Origin of the sequence: Vibrio sp. N418, assembly GCF_000222565.1 — a bacterium.
Lineage (GTDB): Bacteria > Pseudomonadota > Gammaproteobacteria > Enterobacterales > Vibrionaceae > Vibrio > Vibrio scophthalmi.
This window is the reverse complement of sequence record NZ_AFWD01000032.1, coordinates 20,750-37,306: the sequence shown is the minus strand read 5'-3', so window position 1 is coordinate 37,306 and position 16,557 is coordinate 20,750. Positions and strand designations below refer to the sequence as shown.

Annotated in this window: 12 protein-coding genes; 6 read left to right on the top strand and 6 right to left on the bottom strand. The window is 44.4% G+C overall.

Annotated features, from left to right (window positions below; genetic code table 11):
* Positions 1-347: 347 nt before the first annotated feature.
* The 3 genes from RH86_RS04640 to RH86_RS04630 all read left to right on the top strand — a co-directional run bounded on the left by RH86_RS04640 (position 348) and on the right by RH86_RS04630 (position 5,894).
* Positions 348-1,619 (top strand): hydroxymethylglutaryl-CoA reductase, encoded by a 1,272-nt coding sequence (locus RH86_RS04640; RefSeq protein ID WP_009385288.1) that lies wholly within the window; start codon positions 348-350, stop codon positions 1,617-1,619.
* A 194-nt stretch (positions 1,620-1,813) separates the two neighbouring features.
* On the top strand, positions 1,814-2,824 hold the full coding sequence (locus RH86_RS04635) for an endonuclease/exonuclease/phosphatase family protein (protein WP_038219276.1): 1,011 nt from the start codon (positions 1,814-1,816) through the stop codon (positions 2,822-2,824).
* A gap of 133 nt (positions 2,825-2,957) precedes the next feature.
* A complete protein-coding gene (locus RH86_RS04630; protein WP_009385286.1) occupies positions 2,958-5,894 on the top strand; it encodes an alkaline phosphatase family protein in 2,937 nt (978 codons plus the stop codon).
* 83 nt (positions 5,895-5,977) lie between these two features.
* Here RH86_RS04630 and RH86_RS04625 read toward each other — a convergent pair whose 3' ends face one another.
* Complete coding sequence (locus RH86_RS04625; RefSeq protein ID WP_009385285.1) at positions 5,978-6,394, bottom strand: GFA family protein; 417 nt, start codon at positions 6,392-6,394, stop codon at positions 5,978-5,980.
* Between the two features lie 211 nt (positions 6,395-6,605).
* On the bottom strand, positions 6,606-7,091 hold the full coding sequence (locus RH86_RS04620; protein ID WP_009385284.1) for a GNAT family N-acetyltransferase: 486 nt from the start codon (positions 7,089-7,091) through the stop codon (positions 6,606-6,608).
* Positions 7,092-7,221: 130 nt separating this feature from the next.
* Between RH86_RS04620 and RH86_RS04615 the strand changes: the two genes are divergently transcribed.
* Entirely contained in the window at positions 7,222-7,914 is a 693-nt protein-coding gene (locus RH86_RS04615; protein WP_009385283.1) for a DNA alkylation repair protein, read from the top strand.
* Positions 7,915-8,028: 114 nt separating this feature from the next.
* Here the strand turns inward: RH86_RS04615 and RH86_RS04610 are convergent, their stop codons facing one another.
* The 3 genes from RH86_RS04610 to murQ all read right to left on the bottom strand — a co-directional run bounded on the left by RH86_RS04610 (position 8,029) and on the right by murQ (position 14,001).
* Entirely contained in the window at positions 8,029-11,190 is a 3,162-nt protein-coding gene (locus RH86_RS04610) for a DUF748 domain-containing protein (protein WP_009385282.1), read from the bottom strand.
* A gap of 326 nt (positions 11,191-11,516) precedes the next feature.
* On the bottom strand, positions 11,517-12,980 hold the full coding sequence (gene murP / locus RH86_RS04605) for a PTS N-acetylmuramic acid transporter subunit IIBC (RefSeq protein WP_009385281.1): 1,464 nt from the start codon (positions 12,978-12,980) through the stop codon (positions 11,517-11,519).
* 106 nt (positions 12,981-13,086) lie between these two features.
* Positions 13,087-14,001 (bottom strand): N-acetylmuramic acid 6-phosphate etherase, encoded by a 915-nt coding sequence (gene murQ / locus RH86_RS04600; protein WP_009385280.1) that lies wholly within the window; start codon positions 13,999-14,001, stop codon positions 13,087-13,089.
* Positions 14,002-14,246: 245 nt separating this feature from the next.
* Here murQ and RH86_RS04595 point away from each other — a divergent pair, with 245 nt between their 5' ends.
* Entirely contained in the window at positions 14,247-15,092 is an 846-nt protein-coding gene (locus RH86_RS04595; RefSeq protein WP_009385279.1) for a MurR/RpiR family transcriptional regulator, read from the top strand.
* Between the two features lie 7 nt (positions 15,093-15,099).
* On the opposite strand, the gene RH86_RS04590 is transcribed toward RH86_RS04595, so the two are convergent.
* Positions 15,100-15,966 carry a DNA ligase gene (locus RH86_RS04590; protein ID WP_009385278.1) on the bottom strand — a complete coding sequence of 289 codons (867 nt, stop codon included), beginning with the start codon at positions 15,964-15,966 and terminating at the stop codon, positions 15,100-15,102.
* 262 nt (positions 15,967-16,228) lie between these two features.
* On the opposite strand from RH86_RS04590, the gene RH86_RS04585 reads away from it, so the two are divergent.
* Positions 16,229-16,549 carry an STAS domain-containing protein gene (locus tag RH86_RS04585; protein WP_009385277.1) on the top strand — a complete coding sequence of 107 codons (321 nt, stop codon included), beginning with the start codon at positions 16,229-16,231 and terminating at the stop codon, positions 16,547-16,549.
* Positions 16,550-16,557: the final 8 nt, after the last annotated feature.

The window sequence follows — 16,557 nt, the reverse complement described above, 5'->3', positions numbered from 1 at the left end:
TTACCAAAGTTGTCACTTTGTCGCGCCCTATTGCGTCGCAAGATTGGCAAGACGACTGATTTAATTACAGTTTATCATTTTTATGTACCGCACAGATCTCTCCCAGGGCAGGTTAACGATAACAACAATTACCCTGCTCCAACCACTTCCCCCTCGAAGTTAGTTAGAATGGCGCGTTGCTAAGCGCAGCCCGTTTAAGATCCTTGATTGTTTAAATCGCAGCCCTTTCGGCTAATTGGTTCAAACAGTTCAACGCACAGCGTATGCGTTGTATTGATATCTAGCCTGGCTAGATCTCTAACTCGGTATCACGTCCATTTTGTCAAAGCGAAAAAAGAAATTCTTGAATGCCGAAACTAAATCTAAACCGCGTGAAAAATTGCTCTGTTTTCTCTGATATCGAACGCTACCAAAAAGTACCATTCGCATTAGAGCCTAAATTCGATAAGCCAACCAAGAAACTCTGCCTCAGTGCAGGCCTATCGGATAAGCATCTTGCGCGCCGCTGGCAAGTGTTAGAGTCAATGACCGATAAAACACAGCTGCTTGATCCTTTCACGCAAAGTCACTATCAAGAATACTCACACAATATCGAGCACTTTATTGGCACCGTAAATATTCCGGTGGGCATTGCAGGACCTCTGCGAATTAATGGTTTGCATGCCAATGATGACTTTTTAATCCCTCTCGCAACCACAGAAGCGGCCTTAGTTGCCTCATATAATCGAGGCGCCAATCTGATCACGGCGGCTGGCGGCGTCAGTACGCTGCTGATTAATGAAGGGGTAAGCCGCACACCTGTATTTGCTTTTCAATCTTTGTCCCAGGCCGCGCAGTTTGTTAGTTGGGTGGTCACTCAGTACGATATTTTTCGCAACGTGGCACAATCAACCACAACGCATGGCAAGCTAAAAGACATCAACGTCAACATTGAAGGCAATCACGTTTATTTGCTATTTGAATTTCTTACCGGTGACGCTTCTGGGCAAAACATGGTAACGATTGCCACACATAAAGTGTTTCGTTACATTCTCGATCAGAGCCCTATCGCACCTGTTGAAGCGTTTTTGGATGGCAATTTATCGGGAGATAAAAAGGCCAATGCTTACACCTTGCGTTCTGTGCGTGGTAAGAAAGTCTCCGCCGATATTACTATTCCAGCGGAATTGGTTAAAAAGCATCTCAGTACAACCCCAGAAAGCATGGTCAAATTTGCCAAAATGAACACCGTTGGCGGCTTGTTAAGTGGCGCCATCGGCATCAACGCTCATTACGCCAACGCATTAAGCGCGCTTTATATTGCGTGCGGTCAAGATGCCGCCTGCGTTGCTGAATCCGCAATTGGAATTACCCGTTTTGATGTTGATCCTAACGGTGATCTTTATGCTTCCGTTACCTTGCCGAACATCATGGTGGGTACGGTTGGCGGAGGAACCGGCTTACCAACACAAAAAGCCTGTCTTGATATATTAGGCTTATACGGTAATGGCAAAGCCAAGGCACTAGCCGAAGTCGCTGCCGCGTTATGCTTAGCGGGTGAACTTTCGATTGTTGGCGCTTTTTGTGCAGACCATTTTTGCCGAGCGCACCACAAACTGGCACGTAAAGTCTCTGCATAGTCCCGATGCTTAAGCGTCCTGCCGACGCCACGCACTGTTGCTTATCAAAGCCGCAAGTGATTTCAGACTCGATGTTGAAATCCTATTGCTCAGTTTTGATAAGCAAGTTCCCAGCGCAAAACTGCCTTGTTTTCGATACACTAAACTCAATACCTGATGTTCATCTTTTGGCTAAAGCCAATAAGGTACAAGCCGTGATCACTGATAAAACCCTTACCTTCGCCACTGCTAATCTATTCAACTTCATTGAACCGCCTGGGGCATTTTATGATTTTGAAAATATTTACGAACGTGACGCATGGCAGGAGAAGTGCCGATGGACGCTCGATCAAATCAAGCAGTTAGATGCTGACATTATCGGCCTACAAGAAGTATTCAGTATTGAAGCAGCTAAAACCTTACTGGCTGACATCGGTTATCAATACTTTGCCACTGTCGATCACCCTCATATCGAAAGTGATTATATTTACTCTAAACCTGTTGTGGCATTGGCGTCTCGATACCCTATAAGCAAAGTATTTGCCGCAACGCCACCAACGTTTATCGAACATAGCTACCTTACCCAAATACCGGAATTTAGCCGCAAGCCACTCTGTACTGTCGTTGATGTACCAGATATTGGTGAAGTGGCGGTGCATGTTTGTCATTTAAAATCACAGCGCCCAACAGATAGCTCAGACGCTGACAATGCCCACTTGCTGGTTGGTCGTTGGCTATCAAGCCAACAACGCGGCTGGGAAGCGGTAATGCTGCGCCTGTTCATTGAGCAGCAGTATAAACAACACCCTATCCCAACGGTATTAATGGGTGATATGAATCAACCGTTAGACAGTGATATCACTGGGTTGCTCACCAGTAAAGTTGACCAAAACAATGAACGTTTGCATTTGCAAGACAGTTGGTTCATCTACCAAGATGCCGTAAAAAAAACACTTACCGACGTTAACAAATTATCAAGTGAGCAGTCATCCGAGCAAGATCTCCCGACGCTCGAACGTGCCCCAACACACTATCATTTCGCTAAAGGCAATGTATTAGATTATATTTTGCTTTCACAAGAGTTCCAGCAAGATTCACCCTATTCACTCGCCGATGTGAGCGACTATAAAGTGCTCAACTCGCATCTAATTAACCCAATCTACGTGAATGACAAACAAGCCAGTGACCACGCCTTTGTCGCCATCACGGTGCGTTTTGTGCTGTGACTTAACAGCCACATTTGCAATTGCATATCAGGTAGAGTTGAACTCTTTTTTATAGCTGGCAGAATAGTTTTAATTGATGCTCACTGCAGACCATTAAAAATTCAACACCTTGTAAATGAAAAGGATTTCGATCATGCCTTGGTATCACGTAAATACGATCACTGCCCGCGCCTTATTAGCTTTATCCCCTCTGGGAATGCTGATGCCCAATCCTGCTAACGCTAATGTAGGTAACACCCCAATTATTGGCGGGTTATTTAATTCAGCAGAAGTATTGCAAAATAACATTGTCTCAACGCTGTCTTACTCGACACGCTTAACTAGGGACATGACGTTATTCACAGTGGGCGGGGTCACACTAGAAACCTATTTACTCACCTTACCGTTAGATACTAAGACCAAAGCACGCGTGATGGCCCAGCTTGCAAATCCTGCTTATTCGATTCCATTGGGCTATTTTCTCTATCAATTTTATGACCGTTATACTGGTATCGGTAATGAAGACGCCTTTAAAGCCTATCTCCAAACCGTGTATGACGATCGTGCTTTAAAAGGGTTTGAGCATTCTCTCTTTCAAGTCAATGCTGCAGCGGATAAAAACGCAGAGAATGATGCGCTCGCTGAAGCAACCGAGCACAAAAAAGACCAAGCGCACCAAGAAGGCATCAAAGTTGATGGCGATTTTATGGCTGCGATGGTCACGGTTTATGATGCCTTGGTGCAGATTGGCGAATGGCAAGATTTAGAGCAACTACCCGCACAGTACACCTATCTAAGCAATAGTGAGCAAGACCTAGCGTTAGTTGCTCAAATTCAACCTATCGTTGTCGGAATTTTGAGCGAAGCTTCTAGCTCGATGGAAGATGGCGAAATGAAAAATGCACTATTAGCCATCATTGCAGATGATCAACCGGATCAACAAGATAAAACCAACAATAAAGCTCAAGCACTTACCATTACGCTGGTTGATTTTGTCCGTTTAAATGTCCTAAAAGCGTACCGCCAGTTTGTCTATCAAGATGAACGAGCCATTGCGCTCAATCATTGGCTGCAAGATGCCTTTGATCGTAAGCCAAGCAAAGCCATCAATTTTTTGCAATCTCAACAGCAGCGCCGTTTAGCGGTACAAATTACCGTGGATGGTTTACAGCAAGGACTAATAGAAGGCTTAGTCGACCCGCAAAAGCCATTTGTTGATGTGGCTTATAAGAACCATATTGAGCACCAAAAGTATGATGCGCCACAAACCGTTTCTAGCCCTGAGCATCAACAAGATATGCGTTTCCTACAAACGCTGGCAGAGCAAACTTACCAAGATCCACACTACCTACCCTTTTTTAAACGCTTATATGCCGACAACTATGCATCGATTGCGCGCGTTGGTATTTCATCAACCCCAACGATAAGTGTGCGTAACTTACCCATCATAAAAACGGGGGCAAAAGTCTCGGGTGAGCAAGGAACCGGTATTCCTAACTTCCATTTTGTTGATAGAGAAGAAGACCGCGCTTATTACTTTTTTGGCAATGATGCGCTGCAGCTTGATCGATTAATGCAAGCAAACAAAGTAAAGACCATGTTTGACCGCCTTAATTATCTAAAAACCCTCAATTGCAACGCGCAATATGATTGGAATGCTCACACCAGCTACGATGCGCTGGTCAATCTTGGCGCAGGTGAAGCTCTCCGTGATTTTGGTGAAAAACGTTGCGTACGTGAACTGCAAGAAAGAGCCCAAGTCGAGCAAAAGTTGACGCAAATACGGACTCAATTGATTAATGACATCAATGACTATCAAGCGATTCCAGTGTGGAGTTTCTACACCAAACTTTCACGGAAATGGGCGATTGAAAACAGCATAGAGCAGTATGCCAAACTTGATGGTAAAGGGATGCCCGACTACACGTTGATTTACAATCCTTGGCCAGATCATTTCGCTCATTTTGTTGGCCCATTCAGTGATGAAATTATTATGCCAACAGGGGAATTAAACCGACTTGATTATTGGATCACTCAAGTAGAGCAAACATATCAAACGGCCGGCGTTTACTCACGAACATTGTGGGGAATGGCAGGCGATCATGGCCTTGCGCCGGTTTACTACACACTTAATCCAGAAAAAGTGATCTTCCAACCACTAGAGAAGAAGCTTGGCTACGCACTCAATATTGAAAAAATATCGTCTGATGAAGGCGAAGGTCCAAAAATCACCAATGCACTCAATTATCCAAGTAACAAAGGAGCTGATGTTGTGGTTGCTTCCACCGCTGGAGGGAACTTTATGCTTGATTTATTTAATTCACAGCAAGGCTGGAAAACACAGCCCCACTATCGTGAATTAACCCAATGGCAGCCAATTAACCATCAAGCGGAGGCAGGTATCGATCTCATCGCAGAAACATTAGATGCACTCGGTGACACGCTTGATTATATGGTGATTCGAGAAAATCAGTGCAACGAAGAGACTTGCAAAGTCAGACTCATCGGAGAGCGCGACGGTAAGCGTGTTGATGAGTTTATAACCAAACAAGGCTACCGCTATTTCTACTCCGCACAGGATAAGCAGGCCAGTTTACTCAATGTCCACCAGCTAAACCCTTACCTTGCGTTACCGAATTCGCCTGATAAAAGCAAAGCGGAGTTTGAAACCTTTGCTGGTTATTATGGGCAATGTGTTCTGCAGGCAAAAGAAAACGACCCAAACACATGGTGTAATGAAAGCCAGTGGCGCGAACTGACACGCTACACACCGCGCCCCGACTCAGTAGTGCAATTGGCCAAACTTTATGCTGAATCTAGAGCGGGCACGATCAACCTTTTCCCTAGAGATGGTATTGGTTACAACACCAAAGTTCCCGGCCGTCATGCTGGTGAAAGTTATTTAGAAAAAGATGCGTTTATTGGTTTTTGGGGAACGCCAATTGGTGACAATGTCACGCCACTAATGACCGAAGAGAATGGCTCACTGGCACCCACCCTATTTGAATATCTCACTGGTGAAAAGGTTATCATCAATCAAAATGGCTGGGGTTATCCATCCCTGTTAAATCGTTTGGATATCCGGTATTAAATGATGCCATCATGCGCTCTCTAGCATTGTCATTGTGGAGAGTGCAATCATCAATACTGCCAACATTAAGCAGATCTCTACGACTACATCTTTTGAGCAAAGTACGCCATGATTTCAGCGCTGCTCATCTCTTTCGTTTCGTTACTAAAGCAGTAGTAGCTAGGACGTAAATCACTAAAATACTGCATCGTCATTTCCAACCCTTCTAACGTCGGGAACAGACCTACGGGCATGTTGTACTCACCCGTTGCTTTCAATCTATAAAACAGATGCGTACCACACTCGATACAGAATCCACGTTCTGCCCAATCCGAAGATTGATACAGCTTCACATAGCCTTTGCCTTCAATGGTTACTTTGGTTCCACACCTCACCGCAAAGTACGGCGCACCTCCCCATGTACGACACGATTGGCAATGACATACGGTAAATTTAGGATTAACATCTTGAGCGGTGATCTTTACCGCGCCACAAAGGCAATTCGTTTTCGCTTGAGTCATTTATCACACCTATCTTGGAGAAAAAAGGAATGCTGCGTTACGACAGCAAAACGCCCAACCACTATAAGAGCTAAAGCGTTAATTGATTTACCAAGCATAGAGAAAAAAATAAGACTGTATATAAATACAGTCATATTTTGTGAACATTGAGATAAATACAATCCTCAAATGTCAGTGCAGAGTGAACGACCTTTGAGGACAAACTTCAGAATTAATCGTTACCGTTGTCATGACCACGGTGATCGAAACACTGCCTTGTCACTAGCCCCCACTTTTCATCCTGATAAGCGTCTTCAACATAGTGGCCTGATGTGTAGTCTGTCACCACATCTCGCCAAAATTTAACGGCGTGATCTGCGCCAGCAACTTGTTTGATTTCCCATGAACCTTGCAGTTGCGAGAACAGAGTTGAAATAAACTGTTTACCCACTTTGTTCTTTCTAAAATAGGGGACGACATAAAAATCACAAATCTCGAATTCTTGTGGCGACTTCTCTTCAATTGCTGTCAGTGCAGCAGGAACGCCGTCAACATAAAGTAAATAGCCCGTTACTTTGCCGCCCAATTGTGGGTATATTTCAAACACACCATTTTCATCCGGTTTATCACCGATAATTTTAGAAAACTCCGCGGCGTAACCTTGATATAGATTGGCATACACGTGGGTATTGTGACTATCGACTTTGACTATGTTCATCAATAAACCTCTAATTTGATAAGTGTTACCTACACCTTCATGCTAGCATGTCTTGTCAGTTTCGATGATGAAAATCACTGCGATCACAATGTAAATGGTCAATTATTGACCCTGTAGAACAGGACGATCTATGCACCCTTGGGTTCGAGAAACAATTGCACGGCTCACGCCGATGGCGGATCCTGAAACCGCTTCAGCCATGCAAGCGTATATGCGCAATCAATTTGAATTTCTTGGCATTCAATCCGTACCAAGACGCGCCGCAATGAAAGCGCTATTAAGCTCCGCGCAACGCCCCTCGATTAATGAATTATCGACAGTCATCAATCAACTTTGGCAATTACCAGAGCGAGAGTACCAGATGGTTGCGCTAGATTTACTGATCGCCTACAAGAATCGGTTACCCGCCACCATACTAAACGATTTGCAACGATGGCTAACCACTCAATCATGGTGGGATACGGTCGATCTATTAGCTACGCATATTGCAGGAGAGTTGTTTACTCGTTATCCGGCTGAATCAGCGCCATTTTTGGTGCATTGGCGCGGGTCAGATAACATCTGGTTACGCAGAACGACCCTACTCTTCCAATTAAAATACAAAGCACGTACCGACGATGCTTTGTTATTTTCACTCATTACCGATAACCAAAGTGACACTGAATTTTTCATTCAAAAAGCGATTGGCTGGGCATTGCGTGAATATTCCAAAACCAATCCAGATGCAGTCACCCATTTTATCGAACAGCAAAACATTCAGGGCCTTGCAAAACGTGAAGCTCTCAAGTGGTTATCTAAACAAAAGAACCAGAGTTGGCACTGAATAACGTTCACATAGTGGCTATAGCCACTCATAAAGCCCCCTATAAAAGAAAAAAGGCGCATCCGTTTATCTTAACGATGCGCCTTTATATTGTGTCACGATGATAAATTAAGCTTAATCCGCTTCTAATGTAAGGGAAACACTGCTGCTGTCTTGATCGATATTAAAACGGCTATCGAGCAAGAAGACTCTTGATGCATCCACTTTCACCACATCAACCAAATACGCTTTTACCGCTTGAGCACGCTGCTGGGCTAATTTACCAAGCTCACCTTGTTCAACTTCTTGCTTGTTCAATACCAAGTTGTACAACGCGATATGCCAACGTTGGTTAAGATCTGCATCTGTGAGTTCGACACCCTTCTCATGCTGCTCATCTTCAATACTCTCACGGACATTCTCAGCTTCGTCGCCATATTGAGCTTGATAAAGCACTTTGAGTGCATCAGAAAGCACGCCTGAAACAGGCATCGTGCTCGCACTCAATTGAGCAGGAAGTTCAGCAACCTCCATTTTTGCCGTATCAGCGAGCAATTGGTTAAACTGCGCTAACTCAAGCGCTTGAGTATCTTTTGCCGCGTCAACAGCGCCATCAACACTTAAGGTCAATTTTGGACGTGTTTCTAGCGCTTTACCTAACGTTTGTAACTTCTCCTGCTCTTCAGCAGATAATGAATTCACGCCATAATCAAATGCGATAATGTTCAGCTCGTCATCAGAACCCGCCAGATTGGAGATAAACGAAAACGGCGCTGTCACCGCTTTCGTAATGATGTTGGAAATCGTATTCCAAATGATCGCACCGAGACTAAACTCTGGGTCATCAACATCACCCGAGACTTCTACACCCAAATCAATTACGCCATCGCTGTCTTGTAGCAAAGCAATCGCAAGCTTAATTGGTAGAGAGGTAGCTAAATCACTATCACTTTCTTGACCTAATTGAAGCTGGTCAATCACAACATGATTCGAACCTTTCAGCTGGTTGTTTTCCAGTTGGTAATTGAGCATCAAAGTCAATTGACCTTTATCGATGTAATGCCCGGCGTACGTACCTGAATATGGGTTGACGGTCGTGAGTTCGACACTTTTAAAAATGACATCAAGATCAAGGTATGGCTGTGCAAGTAACGGGTTGATTTCCCCCTTCACTTTAACCGGCGCGTACTTGTCAATGTTGCCACTAATATCCACGGTCGCTTTAGTACCCGGTACACTTGATACATGGCCGATCGTACCTTTAAGCTGCTCAATACCCGAAGAAAAGTTAGGCGTTAACGAGTTATCAGCAAAGAATGCCGAGCCATCACTAAAAGCAATTTTACGTATCGTCAATGCAAAAGGCTTTTGCTGCGAAGTCGTTGTCGATGGAGCCTTCGTCTTTGGCTTATTAACAGGCTTTGATGGCACTTTCGCGCTAGGCTGATTCGCCGCGGGTTCCTGTATTAAGTCGCCAATGTTGGTACTACGATCCTTGTTAATCACCACACGCGCATAAGGCTGACTGATACTCAAAGTATCGATATCGAGTTTAGATTGCTGCAAATCAAATTTAAATTTATTGACTGCCAGTGCACGCCATTTAACAAACGGCTTTCTCAACTTGTTATCACGAATCGACAGTTGATTAACCTGCACTCCTCCGCTCACCGCCACTTTGCCTGTCGAGTTGGCATTGATTTGCGCTTGAGTGCTAATTTCGCCCTTGGTTAAGGTCGCATTCACTGTGCTGGCTAAATACGGCTGAAACTGTGCCAATTGTAATGATTTGACATTAAGATCCGCCAATACTGCTTGTTGTTTGGCATCCGCCTGACCTTTAAGTGAGATGTCACCTTTACCATTAACCGATGTGAAGAAATCAAATTCGATCAGCTTAGAGAAATCACTAACAATTTTGCTGGTGGTCAAATTAATCGGTGACAGTACCCATTGGTTGGCTTTCGACGTCGCGATGTTTTCCGTCAGATTAAGCTGATAATCTTTGAGCTCAACACCGCCTATCGTAACAAGCCAAGCACTATTGGCTTCTTTTAGGTTCGCTTCTGACTCAATTGACTGTGGTTTATCGGCACTCTGCTCAGCTTTAATTTGTGAACCTGATTTCTCACTAACTTGCGCAGGTGAGCTAGGCATAAACAGCGGAACAAGATCCACGCCTTTTTGATCGACATTCGCCACCACATTCAGACCATCAGATGTAATAGCACCAATCTCTACAGTTTGCGCGTTGAGGTTCGTCGCAATATCGCTCACCGAGAACTGGTTCAGTGCCACAATCGACTTGTCACCCGCGTTAAAGTTGACTTGCTCTAGAGCCAATAAACCTTTGCTGGTCGAGATGCTCATCGCATCGTCTGCTTCCGTTTCACCAATGGTTTGAGCGATATGATACTGGGATGCAAAGCTCACCTGACCTGATGTCAACTTCGCCGCGAGATCGTTTTCAATAAAGCCCCACAAACGCGGCAATTGAATGTGATTGATTGCTACATCACCAACCACTTTGAGCGGTTTTAATTGAACTTGCCCATTAAGCGCTAACGTCGCGGAATCGGCATCAGTAATCAGCAGCTTATATTGGTTGATTGGTGCCGAATCACTCAACAAGCTTTGAGTAGAGAATTCACCGACAGTGACGTCGATATTAGGATAATGAAGTTGTGTTCCGCTAACTTCATCAAGGAAACGAACATCACCACCAGTCAGTTTAGTGTGCTTAATCTCTACTGGGAATAATGGTGCGTGACGATCAACGACTTGGTCCCCACTCTGTTGTTCTGCTTGCGCTAAGTCCGTTGCGCTATCTTTTGCTTCACGATTAGTTGTTGCATCGTTACGCGCAATGGCCGTTAACATATCACTAAAATTAAACAGCAACTTATTTTGATTATCGCAGCGTTCGATGTTGATAAAAGGTTTATCCAGCGTGATATATTCAACCGACACCGCGCCATTTAATAGCGACTGCCACATATTGACTTGGCTGCTGGCATGGTCAAATTTGATAAACGGTGTTTGATCTTGCTCTAAAATAGCAAAGCCTGTGATATCAACCTGCAACGTAAATGGGTTGATAGTAACGTCGGTTAATGTCACAGGACGATCGACCAACTTAGACAGCTGTTCAGGTATTTGCTGTTTAGCCACATACGGAACAAGTAAACCAAGGAAAACGGCATAACATAGGTAAGCACTTAACGTGTACGTACTCCAACGAACAACCCATGGCAAGGTACGAAACTTTGCCAACGCTGCTTTTATTTTGATCGACACGATGACTACTACTCCTACGTATATCGACTATCGCCCACACCTAATCAGCGCAAACGGCTACCGCTGTTCAGCGCTTTAAAGGATGGTTTTTTAGAATTATGGGTGGATGAACAGCGCCCTCGCAATCCAAGAGACGTGTTATGCAAAATTTTATTCTGCGTCTACTGGTATGTCTAGAGTAACGCTTAAATACCAGCACGAAACTCGTGTCGTTTGTCGCAAACGTGAGCAGTTAATAGTAAAAAAAAACCACTGCATAAAATCTATGTAGTGGTTAATGGGAAACAGTCTAAAACTCTGGTGGTTTTAGGAGCATTATTACCCTCTTACGATAGGTCAATATCCTTACTACCAAAAAGCAAGGTAGCAATAAAACCAACCGCATATGAAATCAGTAGGCCGATGACAAAAATTGCCATACCCGCAAAAATGCCTTCATTGGACGTCATCAGAGGAATAGCGACAATCCCTGATGGTCCAAACACGGTATTCAAACCAACGGGTAAGCCAAAGTACGAAACCAAACCGATGAAGAAACCACCCGCAGCACCACCAATACAAGCAGTCACAAACGGTTTTACACGTGGTAAAGTTACACCGTAAATAAGAGGTTCACCGATACCTAAGATACCAGGAATAATTGCACCACGGATTTGTGTACGCAGTGTTGATTCTTTTTTCGCTTTCCAATACAGCGCCAAAGAAGCACCTACTTGGCCTGCCCCTGCCATAGCAAGAATTGGGAATAGCGAATTGAAACCTTGAACTTCCATTAAGGCAAAGTAAACAGGAACAAAACCTTGATGGATACCAAACACCACGGAGATAAGGAATAAACCAGCTAACACAGCAGCGCCAAATGGATTATCGTTCAAATTCAAAAACAGCCACGACATCCCTTTAAATAGCACTCCGCCCACCGGCATGATCACGATGAAAGTAATTGCGCCCATAATAAGTAAAGTCACCACTGATGTCAGGATCATATCCAAATCATCTGGCATGAATCTACGTACTAAACGCTCAACTTGTGCACCAAGAATCGCAGCTAACAGCACTCCAATAATGTTACCGCGCGGGTCGATTGCAAAACCAAAGAAATCACTCATGCCCGAGTAGATACCAGAGGTTGCATCTGGGTTATACCCCAATACAAATAGCGAGGCTAAAATCGCGCCATTGACTCCAGAGCCGCCAAACGCTTGCTGGGCGTTATAACCAATCAAAATACTTAAGAACGCGAACAAGCCTTTGCCGAAGACCTTCATATAAGAAACAAGGCTTACAATGAATTCACTCGGGTCTTGGCCGATGATCATTGTCTGCTCTATCAGCGTGGCAAAACCGAGCAATAAGCCTGCAGCGATAAAACCGGGGATCAACGGGGTAAAAATGGTGGCAAACTTACTTAAAAAGCGTTGAACTGCACTGGTTTGCTTGCTCTTCATTTGCGACTTTTGTTGCTTAGCAATGCTATTGAGATCGTCGTTATTTCTCGACGCTGTCGACGCATTGCTTGAACCACCAAGACTTAAACTATCCAATATTTCATTGAGCATTTCTGCCGCTTGCTGTGCTTTTCCTGGGCCAAGAATGACTTGTAATTGTTGGTCTGATTCAACCACGCCCAAAACACCCGGAATGGCTTTTAAGGTTGATTCATCAACTGCGCCGGTGTCCGCTAATGACAGACGCAAGCGCGTCATACAGTTGCCGCCTTTTTCGATATTCGCACCGCCGCCGACCGCAGCAATAATGCTCTCTATGGTATTTATTGTAATTTTGGCCATTACAGGATTCCTTACGAACTTCTCAAATCAATGCCAAGAAGCTCAATAGCAAGTAGGTAATTTATGTTTTTCAGTTATTGGCTATGTTGTTTGATTAACAAAATACTTAGTTGGATGAGTTGTGACACTCCAATGCAAGACGAATAAATCCATCATTTTGCTCAAGAAGCGTTTTCGCTTGCGCAGCGTCCAGACCGGTTAGAATCATCAGGATGGCGGTTTTGCAATGACGCTGGCACTGCGACAAGGCCAACTCAGCTTCTTGTTCATCAGCCCCCGTCGCTTCCATCACGATATTGGCTTGGCGTTGGATCAATTTAGCGTTGGTCGCTTCAACATCCACCATCAAATTGCCAAACACCTTGCCACTGCGAATCATCGCGCCAGTTGTGATCATATTGAGTACCAACTTCTGCGCTGTCCCCGCTTTCATGCGTGACGATCCCGTTACAATTTCAGCGCCAACGACAGGCACGATCGCCACATCAGCAGCCTCAATCATTGGACAAGTTGGATTGCAGACAAGCGATGCAACAAAAGCGCCGACATTTCGAGCGTATTCCATTCCGCCAAGGACATACGGCGTGCGACCGCTGGCAGCAATACCAACAACAACATCTCTTTCAGTCAGGTTTAAATTGCGAAGATCGTCGACTGCAAGTTGCGGTGAATCTTCAGCATTCTCTACCGCTTTTAAAATCGCTTTATGACCACCAGCAATGAGGCCCACTACTTGCTCTGCCGGTGTTCCATAAGTCGGAGGACATTCGCTCGCATCAAGAATACCTAAGCGGCCTGATGTACCTGCACCCATGTAAATCAAGCGGCCGCCCACGGCAAATGCGGCTTTCACTGCATCAACCACTTGCGCGATCTCCGGCAAGACTTTTTCCACCGCGAGTGCCACTTTCTGGTCTTCGTTATTGATGACTTTCAGCATCTCTATGGTTGATAACGTATCAATGTTCTGACTGCTTTGATTACGGCTTTCCGTGACTAGGTGGCTTAGGTCAATTTTCATATCGTGCTCTTGCGTGTTGGCTTATCAATTTATGCGCTGGATGTTAGTGAATTAATTATTCAAAAACGACGTGCCACGTCACATAATTATTTATTCCAAAATCAGCCATCTGATGGAATAATTTGATCAGCCATTGTTAGCCACCATTGTCACAGGCGACCAAGACCACAAATAGAAGGCACTTCAAAAGAAATAACCGTTAGGATTTTTGGAATAATTTATTTCAACCAAATACAGGTAAAGTGATGAGCATCACAAATAAGTTGGTATCAAAAAGAACGCAACTCTCGACAAACGGCGTGAAGATTGCTGATTGGGTATTGGCAAACACCGAACAGGCGATGGCATTAACCAGCCAAGAGATCGCCAACGTGATTGGGGTGAGTCAATCGAGCATCGTGAAGTTCACCCAACGTATTGGCTTTAAAGGTTATAGCCAATTCAAACTGGCGTTAGCAGAAGAAGTCAGCCGAAAGCAGACGTTACAGGCAACCCCTCTGCATACCAACATTTCCGTCAATGACTCAACCCGTACCATTATCCAAAAACTGGTTAAAGCCAAAACCGAGGCGATTTTCAAAACCAGCGATGCCCTTGATTGTGAACGCTTTGATGATGCTATTACGCAAATAAACAGCGCGAACAAGGTGCAAATTGTTGGCATGGGCGCATCTGCATTATCAGCAAAGGATCTTGGTTACAAGTTGCTAAAATTAGGCATTTTGGCCATCACCGAAATGGATAGCCACGTACAAATAGGCATGGCACGAACACTGACTAGCAACGATGTACAAATTGTCTTTTCTTTCCAAGGCAACACCAAAGAGATCAACCTTGCGGCTGAAACCGCCAAGGAAAAAGGCGCAACGGTAATAGCGCTGACGTCACCGCAAAAAAGTGTACTACGCAATATCGCCGATATCTGCCTCGATACTGTGGCTGATGAATCAGCACACCGCGCTTCTTCAATGGCAGCCAGAACCGCTCAACAAGTCATTGCGGATGCGATTTTTATCACCTTAGTCAAACTGCGCGGAGATGATGGTCAAGATATGATTAATGAGATTGCTTCGCAGATTAAGCGACTTTAAATCAAGATTACTCGATGCGAACCCGAACAAAACGGGCAAACTTGGGAATATCATTGCTGGTGTATCCGTTGTGGCGGAAGGTTATTCGGCTGCCCAGCGGTGGTGGCGATTTTCGTAGCTCATCACTAAATCCACTGCCGATATAGAAACGCACACCGGGTTTCCACTCAACCAATACCGCACCCATTTGGCCTTTATACTTCCCCTTCCCCAACTTATAGCCCACCACGATTGCTTCATCGTCTTGATGTAATTTCAATTTGAGCAAATCCGAACTTCTACCCGCTTGGTAACGACTATCGATTCGGCGTAGCATGATCCCTTCACCTTGACGGTTATTAACATTATCAAGGTGACGAAACAGCTCTTGCTCAGAAGAAATCGGCGTATGCTCAACATAATCTACATGCTTCGCCTGCATTTTTTTCACTAGATAAAGAATGTTGTAATAACGCTTTTCGTAATCTCCTACTGCTTGTGGCATATCAAACAACATAAACTCAATTTTTTGCCATCCTTGCTCAACAGGCTGATGATCAAGCACCGTTTGCTGCACAAGATGAAAATTACCACGACCTGCCCATAACTCCCCTTCGAGAGGATAATCAGGCAATGGTTTGGTGAACCAAGCTGGAGCAACGATAACTCTGCCACTGCGCGTTCTTAGTTGACTCCCATCCCAGAGCGCTCGTATCCCATCCAATTTTTCACTTTGCCAATATTGCGTAATATCGATGCCCTGTTCATAACTCGTAGCCAACAATACAGGCATCATCGCCGATGGTTCTAGTGGCGTAATGGCGGCGTGCTCACTCGCGTGACTGCTTAATGAAAACAATAATCCGCTTGTGACGGCGCTCAGAGTGCGTTGCATGTTTTTCTCCGGTTAAGACTATTTCTCTCTCACGCTAACGCAAAAAATTTGAGACAGAGTATGAATTTAGCGCGCCATTGGTCGCAAACCTATCCGATAATTTTACCCTCGTAGTCACTGCTTCAAACTGATTCTTAATTTGAGAAACCCTCTTTCCAATTTAAGAATCCTCCAGCGCTATCATTTAATTTATTGTTTTTATTAAAAATAATTCTTGGCACATTCCATGCTCAACTCTACTTAAACCACGAGGAGTACAACTATGGAACTACGTAAAATTGAAACCAACAACGAGCTTTTAACTTTGGTGATTGACGGTAATTTAGACGCTGATGGTAGCCGTAGTGCCCAACCACATTTAGATGAAATTATCTCGGATCTTTCTCATCCCGAAATTGAAATTGACCTCGCTCACGTAGGCTTTCTCGATTCTTCTGGCGTAGGTGCTATCGTTTATCTATATAAGCGCTTGGTTGAACGTCGTCGTAATATGCGGATTGAAAACGCTACAGGACAACCATTAGAAATCATCAATCTGCTCCGAATCGATCAAGCAATACCGGTAAATTCACAAAAACACTAATAATAATA